This window comes from Bacillus sp. FSL H8-0492 (genome assembly GCF_038006145.1).
Lineage (GTDB): Bacteria > Bacillota > Bacilli > Bacillales > Bacillaceae_G > Bacillus_A > Bacillus_A mycoides.
The window spans coordinates 2,595,475-2,613,206 of record NZ_JBBOUP010000001.1 but is presented as its reverse complement, the minus strand read 5'-3'; the positions used below and the strand labels follow the sequence as shown (position 1 = coordinate 2,613,206).

Below are 17,732 nucleotides of genomic sequence, written 5' to 3'. Positions count from 1 at the left end.
AAATTAATCTGTAGTCGAAAATACGTAAAGAGCTGCTAGAATGAATTACTTAGAATACGAAGAATAAAGGAGAGAAGCGGAGTAAAAACTAAAAAAATTAGACAAAGAAAATGGAGAGATGAACTAAATGTTAAAGATCATCAAACATTTAAAACCATTTATTGCTTCCATCATTGCAGTTGTATGTCTTTTAACTGTACAGGCAGTATGCGATCTATCACTGCCAGACTACATGTCTAACATTGTCAATGTAGGGATTCAACAAAAAGGTGTAGAAAATGCAGTACCTGAGGTTATTCGTAAAAGTGAAATGGATAAACTTACGCTCTTTATGAATGAAAATGAGAAGAAAAAAGTTGCTGACAACTATGTCCTTTTAGATAAGAACAACCTCTCTCAAAGTGAACTAAAAAATGACTTAAAAGATTATCCGCAGCTTGATAAAGAGCCACTTTATAAGTTACATACAGAAGATAAAAAAATAATTAACGGACTTAACGATATCTTTGGGAAACCAATGTTAATTACACAAGGAATTGAAAAAGGTGGCTCATCTGCTTTCTCTTCTGCTGCGACAGGTGACAACAACACACCGACGAAGCTTCCGCCAAATACAGATCCTTTTGCAATCATTGCGAAACTTCCTCAAGATCAAATCAATGCAATGAAAGAAAAGGCAGATGAAAAGTTTAAGAATATGCCAGGCAGCATGGTAACACAATCAGCTGTTTCATACATTGAGAATGAGTATAAGAAAATCGGTATCAATACTGATAAACTTCAATCTAATTTTATTCTTACTTCCGGCGGGAAAATGCTACTTTTATCCTTAGTAAGTATGGCAGCTACCGTTATCGTGAGTTTACTTGCTGCAAAAGTAGCTGCAGGACTCGGCAGAGACCTTAGAAAGAAAGTATTCCGGAAAGTTACCAACTTCTCGAATGCGGAGTTTGATAAGTTTTCCACTGCATCTCTAATCACAAGAAGTACAAATGATATCCAGCAAGTTCAAACACTTATGGTTATGATGCTTCGCATTGTATTCTATGCACCAATTTTAGGTATCGGCGGCATTATTAAAGTACTTACTACAGACCTTTCAATGGGATGGATTATCGCAGTTGCGGTAATTGCGATTTTAAGCCTAGTCATTGGTTTATTTAGCATCGCGATTCCTAAGTTTAAGCGTATCCAAAAGTTAGTAGATAAAATTAACTTAATCACTCGTGAATCTTTAACCGGTATGCTAGTTATTCGTGCTTTTAATACTCAAAAACATGAAGAAAAGAAATTTGAAAAAGGAAATCAAGATTTAACAAAAACAAATTTATTTGTAAGCCGTTTAATGTCATTTATGATGCCAATGATGATGTTTATCATGAATGCCGTTACTGTACTTATTATTTGGGTTGGATCACACCAAGTGGATATGGGACATATGCAAGTTGGTGATTTGATGGCATTTATGCAATATACAATGCAAATCATCATGGCCTTCTTAATGATTTCAATGGTATCTATTATGGTTCCACGTGCTTCAGTTTCCGCACAACGTATCGCAGAAGTTTTAGATACTGACATTACCATTAGTGATGTAAAAGAGCCGAAAACATTTGCTTCAGACAAGAAAGGTTACGTTGAATTTAAAAATGTTGGCTTTAGATACCCAGGTGCAGAAGAAGATGTGCTTTCCAATATCACCTTTACTGCAAAACCTGGTGAAACGACAGCTTTCATCGGAAGTACAGGTAGTGGTAAATCAACATTAATCAACTTAATTCCACGCTTTTACGATGTCACAAGCGGCCAAATATTAATAGATGGCACGGATATTAGAGAAGTATCTCAGAAGGAATTAAGAGAGAAAATTGGTTATGTACCGCAAAAAGGAGTTCTCTTCTCAGGTACAATCGAGAGTAATTTGAAATATGGTAAAAAAGAAGCAACTGAAGAAGAACTCGAAAAAGCGGCGGAAATCGCGCAAGCTATGGAGTTTATTAACGCGAAACCTGAAAGCTTCCGCACAGAAATATCACAAGGTGGTACGAACGTTTCCGGTGGTCAAAAACAAAGATTTTCTATTGCACGTGCTCTTACGAAAAAATCAGAAATTTTCATATTCGATGATAGTTTCTCAGCTCTTGACTTTAAGACAGACGCAGCATTGCGCAGAGCTTTAAACAATGAGATTACAGGAAGTACTATTTTACTTATTGCCCAAAGAATCAGTACAATCATGAATGCCGATAAGATTATTGTACTTGACGAAGGAAAAATAATTGGAACTGGTACTCATGAAGAGCTTATGGAAAACTGTGAAGTTTATAAGCAAATTGCTTTATCACAACTTTCAAGAGAGGAGTTGTCATCATGAGTGATAGAAAAATAGAAAATAGAAAACAAAGCGGCCCTGGTCCTGGCGGTGGCGGTCCTATGGGCGGCGGCATGAGAAAGATTGAGAAAGCAAAAAACTTCAAAGGAACGATGAATAAACTCCTTCAATACTTGAAGCCCTATAAATTACCAATCTTAGTCGTTATCCTTTTCGCAATCGGTAGTGCAGCCTTTACAATCGTTGGTCCAAAAATTTTAGGAAACGCGACAACAAAACTTTTCGAAGGACTCGTAAGCAAAGTATCCGGAGCACCCGGTGCGGCCATTGACTTTACCTATATCGGAAACATTGTCATTTTACTCCTTGGATTATATATACTGAGCACTGTGTTTGGTATTATCCAGGGGTACATTATTTCTGGAGTAGCTCAAAAAGTATCTTATAACTTCAGAAAAGAAATCGATGAAAAAATTAACCGTATGCCGCTGAAATACTTTGATAAAACAACGCACGGCGAAGTATTATCGAGAATTACAAATGACGTAGATACGGTGAGCCAAACTTTAAACCAAAGTATGTCGCAAATCATCACATCCGTTATTACAATCATCGGTGTACTTATCATGATGTTATCAATCAGCTGGCAAATGACATTAGTGGCGCTTTTAATATTGCCAGTATCGATGATTCTCATCATGGCAGTCGTAAAACGATCACAAAAATACTTCAAATCCCAGCAAGAATATTTAGGACACGTAAACGGTCAGGTCGAAGAAATTTATAGTGGTCACAATATCGTAAAAGCCTTCAACAAAGAAGAAGAAGAAGTGAAAAAATTCGAAAAGGTAAATGATACCCTTTACCATTCCGCATGGAAATCTCAATTTTTATCTGGAATGATGATGCCGATTATGACATTTATCGGTAATATCGGTTACGTCGCTGTATCTATTTTAGGTGGATGGCTTGCGGTAAAGAGAACCATCGCAGTTGGAGACATTTTAGCCTTTGTGCAATATGTTAGAAGCTTTACGCAACCAATCGCTCAAGTAGCACAAATCGCGAACGTACTTCAATCTACTGCAGCTGCTGCAGAAAGAGTCTTCGAATTTTTAGAAGAAGAAGAGGAAGTGCCAGAAGCAGAAAATCCAGTGAAGCTGCAAAAAGTTCAAGGAGAAGTTACCTTCCAAGATGTTCAATTTGGATACAATCCAGATAAAATCATCATCAATAATTTCTCATCTAACATTAAACCTGGACAAAAGGTAGCAATCGTCGGACAAACCGGAGCTGGTAAAACAACGATTGTAAAACTGTTAATGCGTTTCTATGACATAAACAGCGGTGCAATATGTATCGACGGTCACGATATAAAAGACTTCACGCGAGAAGACCTGCGCAACATGTTTGGTATGGTACTTCAAGACACTTGGCTATTTAACGGCTCCATCATGGAAAATATACGTTATGGTAGACTCGATGCTACAGACGAAGAAGTAATTGAAGCAGCGAAAGCAGCTCACGTTCACAACTTCGTAAAAACATTACCAAATAAATATCAAATGGAACTAAACGAAGAAGCAAGCAACGTATCTCAAGGACAAAAGCAACTACTAACAATTGCACGTGCCCTTATAGCGGATCCGAAAATATTAATACTCGATGAAGCAACAAGCTCCATTGACACTCGTACAGAAGTATTGATTCAAAAAGCGATGGAAAACCTTATGGAAGGTAGAACAAGCTTCATTATCGCTCATAGATTATCAACAATACGTGATGCAGATTTAATCCTTGTCATGAAAGACGGAGATATTGTAGAACAAGGTAATCATGAAGAGTTATTGAAAGCTGATGGTTTCTATGCTTCGCTTTATAATAGTCAGTTTGAAGGTGCGGATGCTTCTTGAGTTAGGTGAAAGTCCATTTAAATAACTAAACCCACGAAGAAAATGCATTTTCTTCGTGGGTTTTTATTATTTTTAAGGTTCTGTTACAAAATTTTAAAAAGTAAGCTAGACTTTTGCAAAACAGAGTGAGGAGCATGATAAATGGGATGTTTTAAAGGGAAACAATTTAAAAAGAACATTAGAAGATTAATTAATACATTCTTGTAATGTTTTAGTGTTTCTCCTCCTTCTCTTGTTTTATGAATATCTCCAAAGATAAGGAGCATTTCTTCCCGATTAATTGTTGCACAACGGATAACCGGTTTAATTAAAGGGAATTATCAAAAAGGGTACTATAAAATAGAACAAGCCAAAGAAATAGATAAGGAGTGAGCAAGCGATGGACAACATGATTAATACGGGCAGCTTTGGTTTACAAAGGGGACCTGATCCAAAAACGGTTGGCCAGTATTTGTTCGATTGCCTGAAACTCGAGGGCATTACCGAAATTTTTGGTGTCGCAGGGGACTATAATTTTACACTTCTTGATACTTTGGAGTGTTATAACGGCATCCGTTTTATAGAAGGACGAAATGAACTAAACTCGGGCTACACTGCAGATGGCTATGCAAGAATCAAAAGAATATCGGCTCTTATTACGACATTTGGGGTCGGGGAGCTCAGTGCATGCAATGCGATAGCGGGAGCCAACAGCGAGCATGTGCCAATTATACACATTGTGGGTGCGCCTCCTGAGAAGGATCAAAAAGAGCATAAGCTTATGCATCACACCTTAATGGATGGGAATTTTGACGTTTTTCGCAAGGTGTATGAGCAGATTACGGCATATACCGCGGTGCTTACGCCGGAAAATGCCAAGATTGAAATTCAGACTGCGATTCGCATTGCTAAGGAAAAGAAAAAGCCAGTATACCTGGTTGTGGCTAATGATTTAGTGACCAAGCCGATTAAAGTCTGGGCAGAACCGGTACCACCACGTCCAACATCCAACCCGAATACCCTTCAGGCTGCAGTGAATCATGTCCGTCCGCTTTTGGAACGTGCCCAACGACCGGTTTATCCTGGTGGATGTGAAAACGATGCGATTCGGCCTTCAGACAGCGACTCAGCAGCTAGCCGATGCAATGAATGTGCCTGTTGTAACGATGATGTACGGGAAGGGAGGATTCGACGAGAACCATCCAAATTATATCGGAATGTATCAAGGCTCTTTTGGGAGGACTGAAGTCCAAAGTACGGTAGAGAATGCAGATTGTATCATTGCGATTGGCATGGTATGGGCGGACACAAACACCGCAAGTTTTACCGCAAAGCTGAATCCGCTGATAACTGTCAATATTCAACCGGATATAGTTAAAATCGCTGAGGCGGAATATCCGAATGTTCTTGCAGCCGACATGCTACTTGCCGTTCAGAAGGTGAATTATAAGGGCAAAGGTTTGACAAAAAAATTGTCATTCCCTTATGAGCAATTCACAACTATTGCCGACGGACCTCTAATGGCGGACGGCTATTATCCACGTTTTCAGCGCATGCTGAAAGAGGAGGATATTGTAATCGCCGAGACCGGAACGCTTTATTACGGAATGGGAGATATAAGACTGCCGGGCAATGTAACATATATTGGACAAGGTGGATGGCAGTCCATCGGTTACGCAATCCCTTCGGCGTTTGGTGCTATTATGGCCGCGCCGGAACGCCGAGTATTGGTGTTTACAGGTGACGGTGCCCTGCAGCTAACGGTACAGGAAATCAGTTCTATGCTCTATTACGGCTGCAAGCCTATAATCTTTGTTTTGAACAACGATGGTTATACAATCGAGAGATATTTAAATGTCAAAACAGAGGATCAAAAGTACAACCAAATCCCTCGATGGTCTTACACCAAGCTGGCCGAAGCTTTTGGAGGTAACGCGTTTACCGTTACGGTCCGGACCTATGGAGAGCTTGATCAGGCTATAATCCATGCTGAAAAGGAAAGCGCCAAAAGACTCTGTATTATTGAAATGATCGCAGGGAATCGAATGGACGCACCTGAATATATGCGACGGATGCGTAGTTATATGGAGAAGCAGGAAAAGCAGCGCAGTCAGAAATAGTATCCAATTCTCTAGTCCCTAATTGGATACTAATTGAACAGTTCTAATCATATTCTTTTAATAAAACGCAATTAAAGGGGTGTAAGTGAGTTGACAAAAGTTAAGGTTAGTTTACGGCCCATTGCAAGTAAGTTCAATTTACCTACTGTTTTGAAAACAACTATACTACCAGGTGACTCAATTGAAAGGTTATTTATTGCAACCCAGGTAGGAGAAATCTTTTACATAGGAGACGGAGTTATAAGGACTTTTTTAGATATTCGCCCGCGAATTATCAAATTAGGCACGTTTGAAGAAGGTGTCTCTAGTAGCGGTTATGATGAACGCGGATTGCTAGGACTAGCGTTTCATCCACAATTTTATCAAAACGGTTTATTTTACCTTCATTATTCAGTAGCTGGCACTCAAGGTCCGGGTGCCCTTTCTGAACCTTTTAAACCTAATCCGTGTGATCCGAAAACTTTAAACTTAAAGTGGGTAAATAGAGATACTCAATATGATCATATTGATACGGTTGAGGAATGGATTTTACAATCACATAGTCAACCTCAAAAACGACGGACATTACTTAACATAAGAAGGCCCTTTTTTAATCATAACGGAGTCAATAGTTTAAACTTTTCACCTGAGAGTGGAAAACTTGTTTTTACAAATGGAGATGGTGGATCGGGTTATGATCCATTTAATTTAAGCCAGGATGATTTAGAAATAGCGGGCAAAATAATTGAAATTGATGTAAGTAAAAATACATTCATAAATAACCCTCCAGTAGTTACACGCTTTAATGAGTTTCCTTTATCTATACAAGAAACACTTACAGTAATTGCGAAAGGAGTTCGGAATATAACAGGTATTTCATTTCAAAGATTTTATAATCAATATATCAAATATGCTGGAAATGTCGGGCAGGATATTGTAGAGTCTATTTTTTCGTTTGTTCATTATAAACCCATACCGGTTACCGAACTTGTTCAAACGCCTTTAATGAGATCCACTCCCAATCAAGATGGATTTATTAATTTTGGTTGGCGAGGATGGGAAGGAGAATTTCCTACTTCTTTTATAAGGCACTGTTCTGAGAACCCTACTTTGGATGAGAGAACAATGGCTTATTATAATGAAACAATAGAAACATCAGTGAGGCGCATACAGCCCCTAATTAGTTATTTTCATAAAGATTCCAGAGCAGATAAGTTTGGAGGAACCTCACTTACAGGAGTACAACCATATATGGGAACTACAATTCCTAGTTTAACTGGTAGTATCGTGTTTACTGATCTTGCTAAGAAAGAAGAATTTCAATCTCCAGTAAAGGGAGTGTTAGCTTTTACTAGAGCAGCTCTAGACGGGAAACGTAATGATTTTCATGTTATTGAAACCACTTATGATTTTGGGACTCAAGTAGCTTATTATGTTAGTTTAGGAACAAACTTAGATCAAACTAGATTATATTTAGGAGTTTATGGTTCTATGAAAGTAACTGAATTTAACAAAGGTACTATTTTTGAAATTGTTCCATGATACGGTATAAACTCTTAGTCTAAAAATATATGGAATTCATACTTTTTCAAACGCACGACTTAGCGCCTCTTAAAAAACCTTCTATGGATAAACATCTATTGTATAGTGATTCCTAACAAGCAGAAAGTAAAACATAACCAATAAGTATTTGAATAAAAATAGAAAGTGGTGAATTAAGTCTCTTTAGGGGGGAATTTGATGAATCGCTTTAGAAGCTATTGGTATCAATGGATGATAGAGCAGGATGCGAATTTTGTTCATAAAAGAAAGGTGACGCCTGCAAGTAGGTTAGTCATTACAGCATTACTCGGTTCATTTGCTGCTATTTTTCAATCTGCGGGGAACTTAATCCCTGGAATTGGGTTATTTATTAGTCCTTTCGCGACGCTACCGATTTTTCTAGCTATTTGTTATTCTATTCGTGAGGGAGTACTTTCTTATATTCTTACTATTTTCCTATTATTCATTATTGAGCCAAGTGAACTAATTGTCTTTCTCTTTACTACAGGCTTATTAGGTATAGCGTTAGGAGTATCCTTTTTACAATTCAAGAGGAGGATTTGGGTAATTTCCTTTTCAGCGATATGTCTACTTATAGGAATTATGATCATTCTCGATATCTTCCGTTTTCCTGTACTTGGTCCTACTATTCATACGACTATGGATATAAAAGTTATTACATTAATATTTATACTGAGTTTTTTATACTGCTGGATCTATGCAGAGTTGTGTAGAATAATAATGAATAGAGTATATAAAGTATGGTCTTAGCAATTGCATAAAATCTTTTTGAACAAATACACTTTCTCATATATTTTTAAAAATTGGAGATGTAAGCCATGTATAACATTGAAATTAGAAGGCCGAATTCGAATGATTTAGATGAATTACATTTGTTTTTTCGTCTTGTTATTACTAATACATTTAAAAACGAAGGGTTATCACATCTATTAGATGACATAGAAAATGAAATTAACTCGAAAAAGAAATATTTAAAAAATGATTTTGATAGTAATGGAGAAAGTCGTTACTTTTTATTAGCAATAGATACAAGTAACGATAAAATCATTGGAACGATTGAAATCGGTCCAGCAAGTGCATTGATTAATAGTTGTACAGACGGTGTACTTAAGGATTTGTATGAAATAGGAACTGTATTTATACTTCCGGAGTATCAAAGAAAAGGTATAGGGAGTTTACTACTAAATACAATGTATCTTACATTACTTAGCAGAGGAATAATCGAATGCTGTTTAGATAGTGGATACAAAAAAGCACAAAGTATATGGACAAAAAAGTTTGGAAAACCTAGTTATGTGCTGAAGGATTATTGGGGCGAATCAAACGATCATATGATTTGGAAAAAAAGTTTACATGATATACCTATAATATTTGAATTATAAAATGAAATATCTCTCTTAACATAGCTTTTCTTACATACTTATGCTATTATTTATCTTTATAATAAAAGAGGACGTGAATGAACTTGATTAAAATTAATATTCCTGAAGCTGATGTTTCAATTACTGAACGTAACCAAGTTATTAAAGGAGACGAGCCATTAATTACTCCAATTAACGGTTTTATCGATTTCCACTTGTTCCCTAGAGATAAAGGCGGCATTTTTATGTTTTACAATATTAATGACGAACTTCTTTTCGTAGGTAAAGCTCGTAAAATTAGACAACGTATTAAAAAGCATTTTGAAGATAATGTTTCACCAATCAAAAATAATCGTGATGAAGTATACCGTATCGATGCATGTATCGTAGAAGATCCAACTGAAAGAGAAATTTACGAAACATACATCATTAATAAGTACAAAGCGAAATATAACGTTGATAAAGTGTTTTATAAATAAACAACATTAGCGAAATGAAACAATCCTAGTACATACACTAGGATTGTTTTTATTTATATAGCTTTGTAATTTTTGTCCGTAATGATTTTCCTCGCATTTGTTCCTCCTTATAAGGGAATAGATTATTTAATCGGCAGAATTTTTTCGTATTTTAAAGTAATGAGCGGCAATTAAACAAAGTACCCCTATAAATAACATAATAATTCCAAAAGTTTTATGCTTTCCTTCGAAGAAAGGTATGTCTGTAATTACATTTGTCATACATAAGCCTAAGAACACAAGAATTGGTCCAATCCAAAGTAATATGTTGCCTAATTTTGTGTGTTTCTCCATGTAAACCCTCCTTTTTTTACATATATATCCATCTTTATCGCAATCCATAACTTCTAAATAAAGGTTAAAGTAAATCCCCAAGAGAAATATATTTTCTTTCATAACAAAAATTAAAGCATCATATATTGGTACAAGCAAATGAGAAAGGAGATCATCATGAATTGGCTAGAAGCTTTTATTTTAGGAATTATTCAAGGGCTGACAGAGTTTTTACCTATAAGCAGTACAGGTCACCTATATTTAGGGCGACATATTTTTCAGTTAGATGAGGCAGGTTTGTTTTTAGATACGATGCTGCATATAGGGACGTTACTTGCGGTGTTTATTTATTATAGAAAAGAATTTATTTATTTAATAAAAAATCCATTTTCAAAGCTTATGCTATTACTTATTGTCGGGACGATACCTGCGGTTGTAATCGGCTTATTATTTAAAGACTTTTTTGAAGATATTTCAAAAACAGGTATAACAATAGGTTGGGAGTTTTTAGTGACGGGTTTATTTCTTTATATGACCGATAAACAAAAGAACGGTCGTAAAAAAATGAATGATATTACATATAAAGATGCATTCATAATTGGTTCATTTCAAGCAGTAGCTATATTTCCAGCAATTTCCCGTTCTGGAATGACAATTGTCGCTGCATTATGGAGAAAGTTAGACCGCGAAACAGCGGCGTACTTTTCCTTTTTATTATCAACACCAGCTATTGTCGGAGCTATCATCTTGCAATTTGCAGATGTTTTTCAAGGGAAAGCTGAATCTATTTCTAGTACATCACTAATTGTCGGAACATTATCAGCAGCGTTCTTTGGTTACATAGCAGTTTCATGGATGATTCAATATTTAAAACGTTATTCTTTAAAAGTATTCGCGTATTACGTATGGGGATTAGGTATTTTAATTTTAACGTTGCAATTCACACAGGTGTTTTAAATATAATTATCAAGGAATTATTAGTTAAGATCCTGTTCCATTCATACACGACAGGATCTCTTTTCATTAAGGGGGAAAAAATGTTTACTAAGGCTATTGTTATTGGTGGAAGTATCGCAGGAAAACTCGCCGCAAAGGCTTTATCAAATACGTTTGAAGAAGTAATCATTGTAGAAGCTGGTGAAGAATGGGATGGAAATGGTCCGCGAAAAAGAGTTCCGCAAAGTAATCATCCGCATGTGTTATTAAAAGGCGGCGAAGAAGCACTTGAGGAGTTGTTTCCTAACATTACTAATGAATTAATTGAAGCAGGTAGCATCGTAAATAACTTTACTCGCGATTTAAAATGGCATCAGTTCGGCCTATGGAAGCAGCCTTTCAAAGGCGAAATAAATATGATTCAACAAAGTCGTCTTCTGTTAGAATCGCATATTCAAAAACGAATTGAACAAGTTTCAAATGTTACTTCGAAGTATGAAATGTTGGTTGAAGGATTACTAGTAGATAACAAACTTAATAAAGTCTATGGAATAACAGCTAAATGTTTGAAAACAGGAATGAAAGAAGAATTTCATGCAGATCTTGTTGTTGATGCAAGTGGATTTGGTTCGAAAAGTATAGATTGGTTACAAGAATACAATTTCGAAGTACAAGAAGAGAAAGTAAGAATTGATTTGTTTTACGCAACTAGAATGTTTAGGCTCAAAGAAAAAGAGAAATTAGACTGCTGTAATATGCTTATGTCTCCAAGTTTTCCTGAGAATCCTTATGGTGTTCTAATTCAAACGATTGAAGATGATCGTTATTTTGTTACTTTTAGTGGATATGCGAATGAAAAAGCACCGCAAACAGATGATGAATTTTATGATTTTGCTGAAAACCTATCAATCACTAATGTTACAGAGTTTCTAAACAAATCTGAGGCGATTACCGATATAAAAACGTACAAAATTCCATATCAAGTACGCAGGCGATTTGATCTAGTTAATAATTTGCCTGAAGGATTGTTAGTAGTTGGAGATGCGCATTGTCGTTTTGATCCAGTTTTCGGACAAGGTGTTTCAGTTGCAGCTATGGAAGCTCACCAATTGCAACTAATTCTTCAAGGGAGAAAAAGGCTTGATAAAACATTAACTCGAGAGTTTTATAGGAAGACTGCTATGATTATCAAAACACCTTGGGAAATGACCACAACGGAGATAGCACGTCATCCTAAGTTACAGAAAGAATTAACTACGAAACAAAAATTTCAGCAATGGTATACGAAACAAATATATCAACTTTCTGCAAGTGATTCTGATATTTATATTCGGTTAGTCAGAGTTATGAACTTAATTCGTAGTCCATTTCATCTTTTTCATCCTAGAGTATTACTTACTGTATTACTCAGACGAAAGAAATAGCAGGAAAATTATCGTTTAAAAAAGAATGTATAACAGTTAGTAAATCAAGAAGGGGTAAACGGGATGGAAATATACATAGAACAATTAAAGAATCAAGACGCTGAAGATTTATTTAATTTTGAACTAACGAACAAATCATTTTTTGAAACAATGGTACCAAGTCGTGGCTCTAATTATTACGTGTATGAATACTTTCAAAAGCAACTTGCCGAACTATTAAAAGAACAAACTGAGGGGATTTCTTATTTTCATCTCATACGTAATACAGAAAAAGAAATTGTAGGACGTATCAATTTAGTTGATGTAGATAAGGAAAAACGAATTGGGTCGTTAGGCTACCGAGTTGGAGAGGATTTTACAAAAAAAGGAGTTGCAGCATCATCTGTAAAATTGATTTTGGCTCAAGCAAGAGTCTATGAAATTAATGAAATACATGCTATGACAACAACAAATAACATAGCTTCACAAATTGTATTAGAAAAGAGCGGATTTTCTCGTGAAAAGGAAGCGGAGACAACTACTGTAGATTTAAACGGGGGAAACGTAAATTTCGTACATTATATTTGGAGGACTACTAAGGATTAAAAATAATAGGGGGGACATGTACATGAAGGATTTACGTTATCCAATAGGTCAATTTACTTATGTAGGAACTATTACAGAAGAAATAATTGATAAATGGATTCAAGAAATAGAGGATTTACCTAATGAACTAGCAAGAGCGATAAAAGATTTAGATCAGAAGCAGTTAGATACACCGTATCGCGTCGGTGGATGGACTGTTCGCCAAGTTGTTCATCATGTTGTTGATAGTCATATGAATAGCTACATACGCTTTAAATTAGCACTGACAGAAAAGAATCCAACTATTAAACCGTATAAAGAAGAAAAATGGGCAGATCTACCTGACTCGAAATTACCAGTGGATGTTTCACTTGTAATGCTAGATTCATTACATAAAAGATGGGTTAACTTATTATATTCTTTAGAACCGGCAGATTTAGAAAAGACATTTAATCATCCTGAATCAGGAGAAACAAAACTTGCTGCTGCAATTGGACTATATGCATGGCACGGTCGTCATCATACAGCTCACATTACTTCTTTAAGAGCGCGTTTAAATTGGTAACATTAGAGAAGGCGACAGAAATTGATGCAGAGATTATATTTCAAATGCAAGTAGAATCATTTAGTTCATTATTAGAAAAGTATAAGGACTATGAAACAAGTCCGGCAAATGAACGTATTGAAAGAACGATTTCAAGAATAAATAATCTGGACGGTGGACTTTATAAAATTTTCGTAAATACGAATCTTGTCGGCGCGATATGTATATCACGTAAAGAAGAGGCATCTAAATTTCGGATAAGCCCGATGTTTATTATTCCAAACTATCAAGGGAACGGAATTGCTCAAAAAGTATTAATTTTAATCGAGGAGATGTTTCCGGAAATAACGACTTGGGAGCTTGCTACAATTTTAGAGGAAGAACGAAATTGTTTTCTATACGAAAAGATGGGATATATAAGAGCGGAATTTAAAAAGAAATTAAATGATAAAGCGACTTTAATTTATTATAAAAAAGAAAGGTAAAGCACATTTTAAATGCTTTACCTTTTTATGTTATTTAAGATTAAATATACAAAATTAATGTATATTCTTCCAAAAAGTTCGGGTTAGTAATTTTGAAAGTGAATAAATATACAAAAATGCGTTATTTTGTCGTATATGTTACTAACGCCTTTTGAATGCTTAAAATACTATCGTCACCTTTAAATTCTTTCGTAATTGGATCATCCATACTAGATACCCAAATTTTAAGCTCTGCATCTAAATCAAAATGCCCAGCTGTTTCAATGCTAAATTGTGTAATGCTTTTATAAGGAATAGAATGATACTCTGTTTTTTTACCTGATATTCCTTGTTTATCTACTAAAATAAGACGACGATTTGTAAATACGATTAAATCACGAATTAATTTATAAGCATGCTCAACTTTCTCATCATCTAGCATAATCTTTTCTAAATCACGTTCAACGCTTTCTGTACTCGCACTTGATGCATTTCCTAAAATACCACTAAATAAACCCATATGAAATTCCTCCTTTATAATATGTGGAATGAGTTTCTTATATTGTACCATGCGAATGACTAATAAATTATGACATTGCTTCAATAGTTTTTTGTTATTATTGCAACTAATTTATATAACCTCATCCTAAAATCTTGTGCTAACATATAATTAAGAAAAAAGAAGCAGAGGGATATAGCATGAAAAATATCGGTTTAGTATTAGAGGGCGGAGGAATGAAAGGGTTATATACTGCAGGAGTACTCGAGTATTTTATGGAAAGGGACTTATTTTTTCCGTATGTAGTCGGTGTATCCGCTGGAGCATGTATGGGAGCGACCTATTTATCACGTCAAAAAGGAAGAAATAAGAAAGTGAATACAGAGCTAGTAGCAGATCACAGGTATATATCTTATCGAAACTTAATTAGAAAACGTGAATTATTTGGAATGGATTTTTTATTTGATGAAGTACCAAACAAAATTGTACCGTTTGATTTTCAAACTTTTCTAAATTCAAATGAACAGTTTGTAATCGGAACGACTGATTGTGAATCAGGACAGGCAGTTTATTATAATAAAACAGAACATGGAAATGATATTTTAAAAATTATTCGTGCATCAAGCTCTGTGCCGTTTATAGCACCTGCTGTAGAATATGATAATCGAAAATTGTTAGATGGAGGGATTATAGATCCTATTCCAGTTTTTAAAGCGCAAAATGATGGTTATTTAAAAAACGTTGTTATAATGACAAAGCCAGAAGGGTATGAGAAGCAGCGAAACAAATTTTCAGGCCTGGCTAAAATGTTATATAGAAAATATCCGAATATCGCACAATCTTTAGTAGAACATTATCGTTTTTATAATGAGACGATAACTTATATGAATCAAATAGAACAAAAAGACAATTTTTATATCATTCAGCCTAGCGTACAGCTTCCTATAAGCGGAATAGAAAGAAATAAAGAAAAACTCGTTAATTTATATAATCTCGGCTATACAGATGCTCAATATCATTATGAAAAATTATTAAATTGGATAGAGAAATAAAGGGGTGGAAAGTTGCTATTAGGTAAAAAGGTTATTTTTAATGAATTGCAGAAAATGCATAGTCCGCTGCTTAAACCGTTTCCGAATTGTGACCTTCGAAAAATACGAAAAGATTTTAATAATATGTTTACAGAAGATGATTGCATAAGCGCTGATTTAAATTATTATTGGATGCATACAGCAGGTACTTTAAGTTACATACTTAATAACAATGAAAAGGAGATTGTGTTTGATCAAATAAAGTGGCTAAAGAAATCGTTTTTTGAATGGTTTCCGCAATATCACTTTCTAGAAATAGAAATTGTGAAGTATCCCATTTTGTATAGAGATTTCATGAATTTTGAGAAGACCAGGAAACTACTACTATATTACCTTACTGAATAAAAATAAAAACGTACAAGTTATGCTGCTTGTGCGTTTTTTTGTTCATAAAAAATACAATTTTAATACCTTGTTTATATAGGGATTCTAATACGAAGAAAGAAGTACATATAGAATGATGTAAAGGAGGGAGAGGCGTTTAGATACCGTTTTCCTTTAATCCATTATCCAATTCGAATATAGTTAGTTATTTATGATAAAATATTTCGAGTGAAATCAAGTACTTATTATATCCAGTATTAAATAAGTTAAGCCAGGAGGAACAACAGTAACATGGAAAACGTATCAAATATAGATAAATCGGAATCAATAAAATCTTTACAATCGACTATTCGTAAACTTGAAAATGCACTATTACAGATGACTCAAAAAGGTGCAAATACTACATTAGTGAAAAAACGATTTAAAGCTGTTTGCATAGGGTTAGCAGTGTTAGAGAACGTGTGGAATCAAGAAAGTCATCGGTATAGCCAAGAAGAGTTAGCAGAAGCTCGTAATATCCTTGCTAGTTTGCTCCCATCAATTGAGAGAGCCTATGATAAGTCTAAAGATGGTAGTCCTCAAAGAACGCTTTTAACAAGGAGAATTAAAGCATTAGAACTTTCTATTCAAGCAATTGATAACTTAACTACATAGATTAGCAGAATGAACCAAATTTAAAGAGTCTTATTACAATAAAAGTAGCAAGGCTCTTATGCTATGATATCGAAATTAAAAAACTTTATTGTCACATTATATTAAGCTAGAAATGTATTCTTCCTTTAGTTCAATTTTAGATGATAAACATAAACCTCATAATTATTCTCAAACACCACCACTTCAAAAAATACTTATTGTATTGAACCTTTCTATTATAAAAACACTCAATTATTTAATTTGAGAAAAATAAATAACGCCTTGTATTGTCGTTGCTGCAGATTATGTTAATGAGCTAGAATGATTAACTTATAACAATAAAACGAACCCATTTTTAACAGAGATTCAAGCTAATTATCGTGTGCATCAAGAAGAAAAGTATACAAAGATTGCAGCTTTTTATACATTGCTTCAAAATCCTCATATTTTTTCAAGTACTTTGTCACTATCTGAATCCGTGCATTGGAAAAAGGATAGTTTTAAAAATGATATTCCTTAGATTGAAAATGAAATTACATCTTCAAATACCATTGCGTCTAATCCTCATTCGTGTACGGAATCAGGAGTGTCTGAAAATAAACATCTTTTAACAGTGAATAGACGTCCATATGAGCCTTTAAAAGCAAAGGGATACCCAATTTACTTGCGAAGAGTTTAAAGTGGATCAGGGCAGTTTTTGACGCTATAAAAAGTCACGTGATGGATTGATAGCATTAAAATATACAAAAACCACACTATAAAATAAAAAGGAGAGAGAATCTATGAATCAAGATGAGCTAGATAAAAAACTTAAAAAACAAGAAATTTTAGTTAAAGATAAAAAAGTTTGGTCGTTCACGTATGAGGATCATATTAGCTCTATCGTTAAAGAAGCAGAAAAGAAAGGGTCTTTTGATAATTTGCCAGGTAAAGGGAAACCTCTAAATCTAGATAAAGATCTTTCGTATAATCCTGAAAAACAACTGTATAGAACTTTAAAAAATAATCATGTTTTACCTAGGTGGATTGAGCTTTCAAAGGAAATTGATGATTTAAAAGAAAGGCTAAAAGAAACTACAAATACTGCAGAAGTAGCGGATTTAATTCGAACTATTAATAAAAAGGTTTTAGAACATAATTTACTTTGTCCACCAAGTGCGCAAAAAACGAGGGTGAAAACGGATATTTAACGATTTTCAATGAAGTTATCTTTTG

The 17,732-nt window shown here is 34.7% G+C and carries 16 protein-coding genes and 2 pseudogenes; 16 read left to right on the top strand and 2 right to left on the bottom strand.

Going from position 1 to position 17,732, the window contains the following annotated elements; translation table 11 throughout:
* The first annotated feature begins 127 nt into the window (after positions 1–127).
* The 7 genes and pseudogenes from MHH66_RS13530 (at position 128) to MHH66_RS13500 (ending at position 9,726) form a co-directional block, all read left to right on the top strand.
* Complete coding sequence (locus tag MHH66_RS13530) at positions 128–2,374, top strand: ABC transporter ATP-binding protein (protein ID WP_078185788.1); 2,247 nt, start codon at positions 128–130, stop codon at positions 2,372–2,374.
* Positions 2,371–4,245 carry an ABC transporter ATP-binding protein gene (locus MHH66_RS13525; protein ID WP_078185787.1) on the top strand — a complete coding sequence of 625 codons (1,875 nt, stop codon included), beginning with the start codon at positions 2,371–2,373 and terminating at the stop codon, positions 4,243–4,245. Before MHH66_RS13530 ends, MHH66_RS13525 begins: the two co-directional genes overlap by 4 nt.
* Positions 4,246–4,624: 379 nt before the next feature.
* Positions 4,625–6,344 (top strand): annotated as a pseudogene (locus MHH66_RS13520) (alpha-keto acid decarboxylase family protein).
* 90 nt (positions 6,345–6,434) lie between these two features.
* The gene (locus MHH66_RS13515) at positions 6,435–7,865 is read left to right on the top strand and encodes a PQQ-dependent sugar dehydrogenase (RefSeq protein ID WP_078185785.1); all 1,431 of its coding nucleotides are present in this window, start codon (positions 6,435–6,437) and stop codon (positions 7,863–7,865) included.
* Between the two features lie 198 nt (positions 7,866–8,063).
* Entirely contained in the window at positions 8,064–8,636 is a 573-nt protein-coding gene (locus tag MHH66_RS13510; RefSeq protein ID WP_078185784.1) for a hypothetical protein, read from the top strand.
* Positions 8,637–8,704: 68 nt separating this feature from the next.
* Entirely contained in the window at positions 8,705–9,268 is a 564-nt protein-coding gene (locus tag MHH66_RS13505) for a GNAT family N-acetyltransferase (protein ID WP_016127053.1), read from the top strand.
* A gap of 77 nt (positions 9,269–9,345) precedes the next feature.
* Positions 9,346–9,726: a nucleotide excision repair endonuclease gene (locus tag MHH66_RS13500; RefSeq protein WP_002013261.1), complete on the top strand. Its 381-nt coding sequence runs from the start codon at positions 9,346–9,348 to the stop codon at positions 9,724–9,726.
* A gap of 126 nt (positions 9,727–9,852) precedes the next feature.
* On the opposite strand, the gene MHH66_RS13495 is transcribed toward MHH66_RS13500, so the two are convergent.
* Positions 9,853–10,059 (bottom strand): hypothetical protein, encoded by a 207-nt coding sequence (locus MHH66_RS13495; RefSeq protein WP_002127593.1) that lies wholly within the window; start codon positions 10,057–10,059, stop codon positions 9,853–9,855.
* 156 nt (positions 10,060–10,215) lie between these two features.
* Between MHH66_RS13495 and MHH66_RS13490 the strand changes: the two genes are divergently transcribed.
* From MHH66_RS13490 to MHH66_RS13470, 5 genes are all read left to right on the top strand, one after another.
* Entirely contained in the window at positions 10,216–10,995 is a 780-nt protein-coding gene (locus MHH66_RS13490) for an undecaprenyl-diphosphate phosphatase (protein WP_078185783.1), read from the top strand.
* A gap of 80 nt (positions 10,996–11,075) precedes the next feature.
* Complete coding sequence (locus MHH66_RS13485) at positions 11,076–12,398, top strand: FAD-dependent oxidoreductase (protein ID WP_002013257.1); 1,323 nt, start codon at positions 11,076–11,078, stop codon at positions 12,396–12,398.
* Between the two features lie 63 nt (positions 12,399–12,461).
* Positions 12,462–12,983, top strand: coding sequence for a GNAT family N-acetyltransferase (locus MHH66_RS13480; protein WP_078185782.1), 522 nt, complete (start codon positions 12,462–12,464; stop codon positions 12,981–12,983).
* A 22-nt stretch (positions 12,984–13,005) separates the two neighbouring features.
* A complete protein-coding gene (locus tag MHH66_RS13475) occupies positions 13,006–13,527 on the top strand; it encodes a YfiT family bacillithiol transferase (protein WP_063219024.1) in 522 nt (173 codons plus the stop codon).
* A complete protein-coding gene (locus MHH66_RS13470) occupies positions 13,467–13,991 on the top strand; it encodes a GNAT family N-acetyltransferase (RefSeq protein ID WP_063219023.1) in 525 nt (174 codons plus the stop codon). Before MHH66_RS13475 ends, MHH66_RS13470 begins: the two co-directional genes overlap by 61 nt.
* 121 nt (positions 13,992–14,112) lie before the next feature.
* Here MHH66_RS13470 and MHH66_RS13465 read toward each other — a convergent pair whose 3' ends face one another.
* Positions 14,113–14,490, bottom strand: coding sequence for a PH domain-containing protein (locus MHH66_RS13465; RefSeq protein ID WP_002065713.1), 378 nt, complete (start codon positions 14,488–14,490; stop codon positions 14,113–14,115).
* A 179-nt stretch (positions 14,491–14,669) separates the two neighbouring features.
* Here MHH66_RS13465 and MHH66_RS13460 point away from each other — a divergent pair, with 179 nt between their 5' ends.
* From MHH66_RS13460 to MHH66_RS13445, 4 genes and pseudogenes are all read left to right on the top strand, one after another.
* The gene (locus MHH66_RS13460) at positions 14,670–15,521 is read left to right on the top strand and encodes a patatin-like phospholipase family protein (RefSeq protein WP_063219022.1); all 852 of its coding nucleotides are present in this window, start codon (positions 14,670–14,672) and stop codon (positions 15,519–15,521) included.
* Positions 15,522–15,533: 12 nt separating this feature from the next.
* Positions 15,534–15,905, top strand: coding sequence for a YxiJ-like family protein (locus tag MHH66_RS13455; protein WP_063219021.1), 372 nt, complete (start codon positions 15,534–15,536; stop codon positions 15,903–15,905).
* 270 nt (positions 15,906–16,175) lie between these two features.
* A complete protein-coding gene (locus MHH66_RS13450; protein ID WP_063219020.1) occupies positions 16,176–16,538 on the top strand; it encodes a hypothetical protein in 363 nt (120 codons plus the stop codon).
* Positions 16,539–16,641: 103 nt separating this feature from the next.
* Positions 16,642–17,707, top strand: a pseudogene (locus MHH66_RS13445) (DnaJ family domain-containing protein); the annotation flags it as partial.
* Positions 17,708–17,732: the final 25 nt, after the last annotated feature.

Excerpts from the sequence above, each read along its gene's own strand:
- MHH66_RS13530 (WP_078185788.1), top strand. The coding sequence starts at position 128 with ATGTTAAAGATCATCAAACATTTAAAACCATTTATTGCTTCCATCATT.
- MHH66_RS13525 (WP_078185787.1), top strand. The coding sequence starts at position 2,371 with ATGAGTGATAGAAAAATAGAAAATAGAAAACAAAGCGGCCCTGGTCCT.
- MHH66_RS13510 (WP_078185784.1), top strand. The coding sequence starts at position 8,064 with ATGAATCGCTTTAGAAGCTATTGGTATCAATGGATGATAGAGCAGGAT.
- MHH66_RS13505 (WP_016127053.1), top strand. The coding sequence starts at position 8,705 with ATGTATAACATTGAAATTAGAAGGCCGAATTCGAATGATTTAGATGAA.
- MHH66_RS13500 (WP_002013261.1), top strand. The coding sequence starts at position 9,346 with ATGAACTTGATTAAAATTAATATTCCTGAAGCTGATGTTTCAATTACT.
- MHH66_RS13495 (WP_002127593.1), bottom strand. The coding sequence starts at position 10,059 with ATGGAGAAACACACAAAATTAGGCAACATATTACTTTGGATTGGACCA.
- MHH66_RS13490 (WP_078185783.1), top strand. The coding sequence starts at position 10,216 with ATGAATTGGCTAGAAGCTTTTATTTTAGGAATTATTCAAGGGCTGACA.
- MHH66_RS13485 (WP_002013257.1), top strand. The coding sequence starts at position 11,076 with ATGTTTACTAAGGCTATTGTTATTGGTGGAAGTATCGCAGGAAAACTC.
- MHH66_RS13480 (WP_078185782.1), top strand. The coding sequence starts at position 12,462 with ATGGAAATATACATAGAACAATTAAAGAATCAAGACGCTGAAGATTTA.
- MHH66_RS13475 (WP_063219024.1), top strand. The coding sequence starts at position 13,006 with ATGAAGGATTTACGTTATCCAATAGGTCAATTTACTTATGTAGGAACT.
- MHH66_RS13470 (WP_063219023.1), top strand. The coding sequence starts at position 13,467 with ATGGCACGGTCGTCATCATACAGCTCACATTACTTCTTTAAGAGCGCG.
- MHH66_RS13465 (WP_002065713.1), bottom strand. The coding sequence starts at position 14,490 with ATGGGTTTATTTAGTGGTATTTTAGGAAATGCATCAAGTGCGAGTACA.
- MHH66_RS13460 (WP_063219022.1), top strand. The coding sequence starts at position 14,670 with ATGAAAAATATCGGTTTAGTATTAGAGGGCGGAGGAATGAAAGGGTTA.
- MHH66_RS13450 (WP_063219020.1), top strand. The coding sequence starts at position 16,176 with ATGGAAAACGTATCAAATATAGATAAATCGGAATCAATAAAATCTTTA.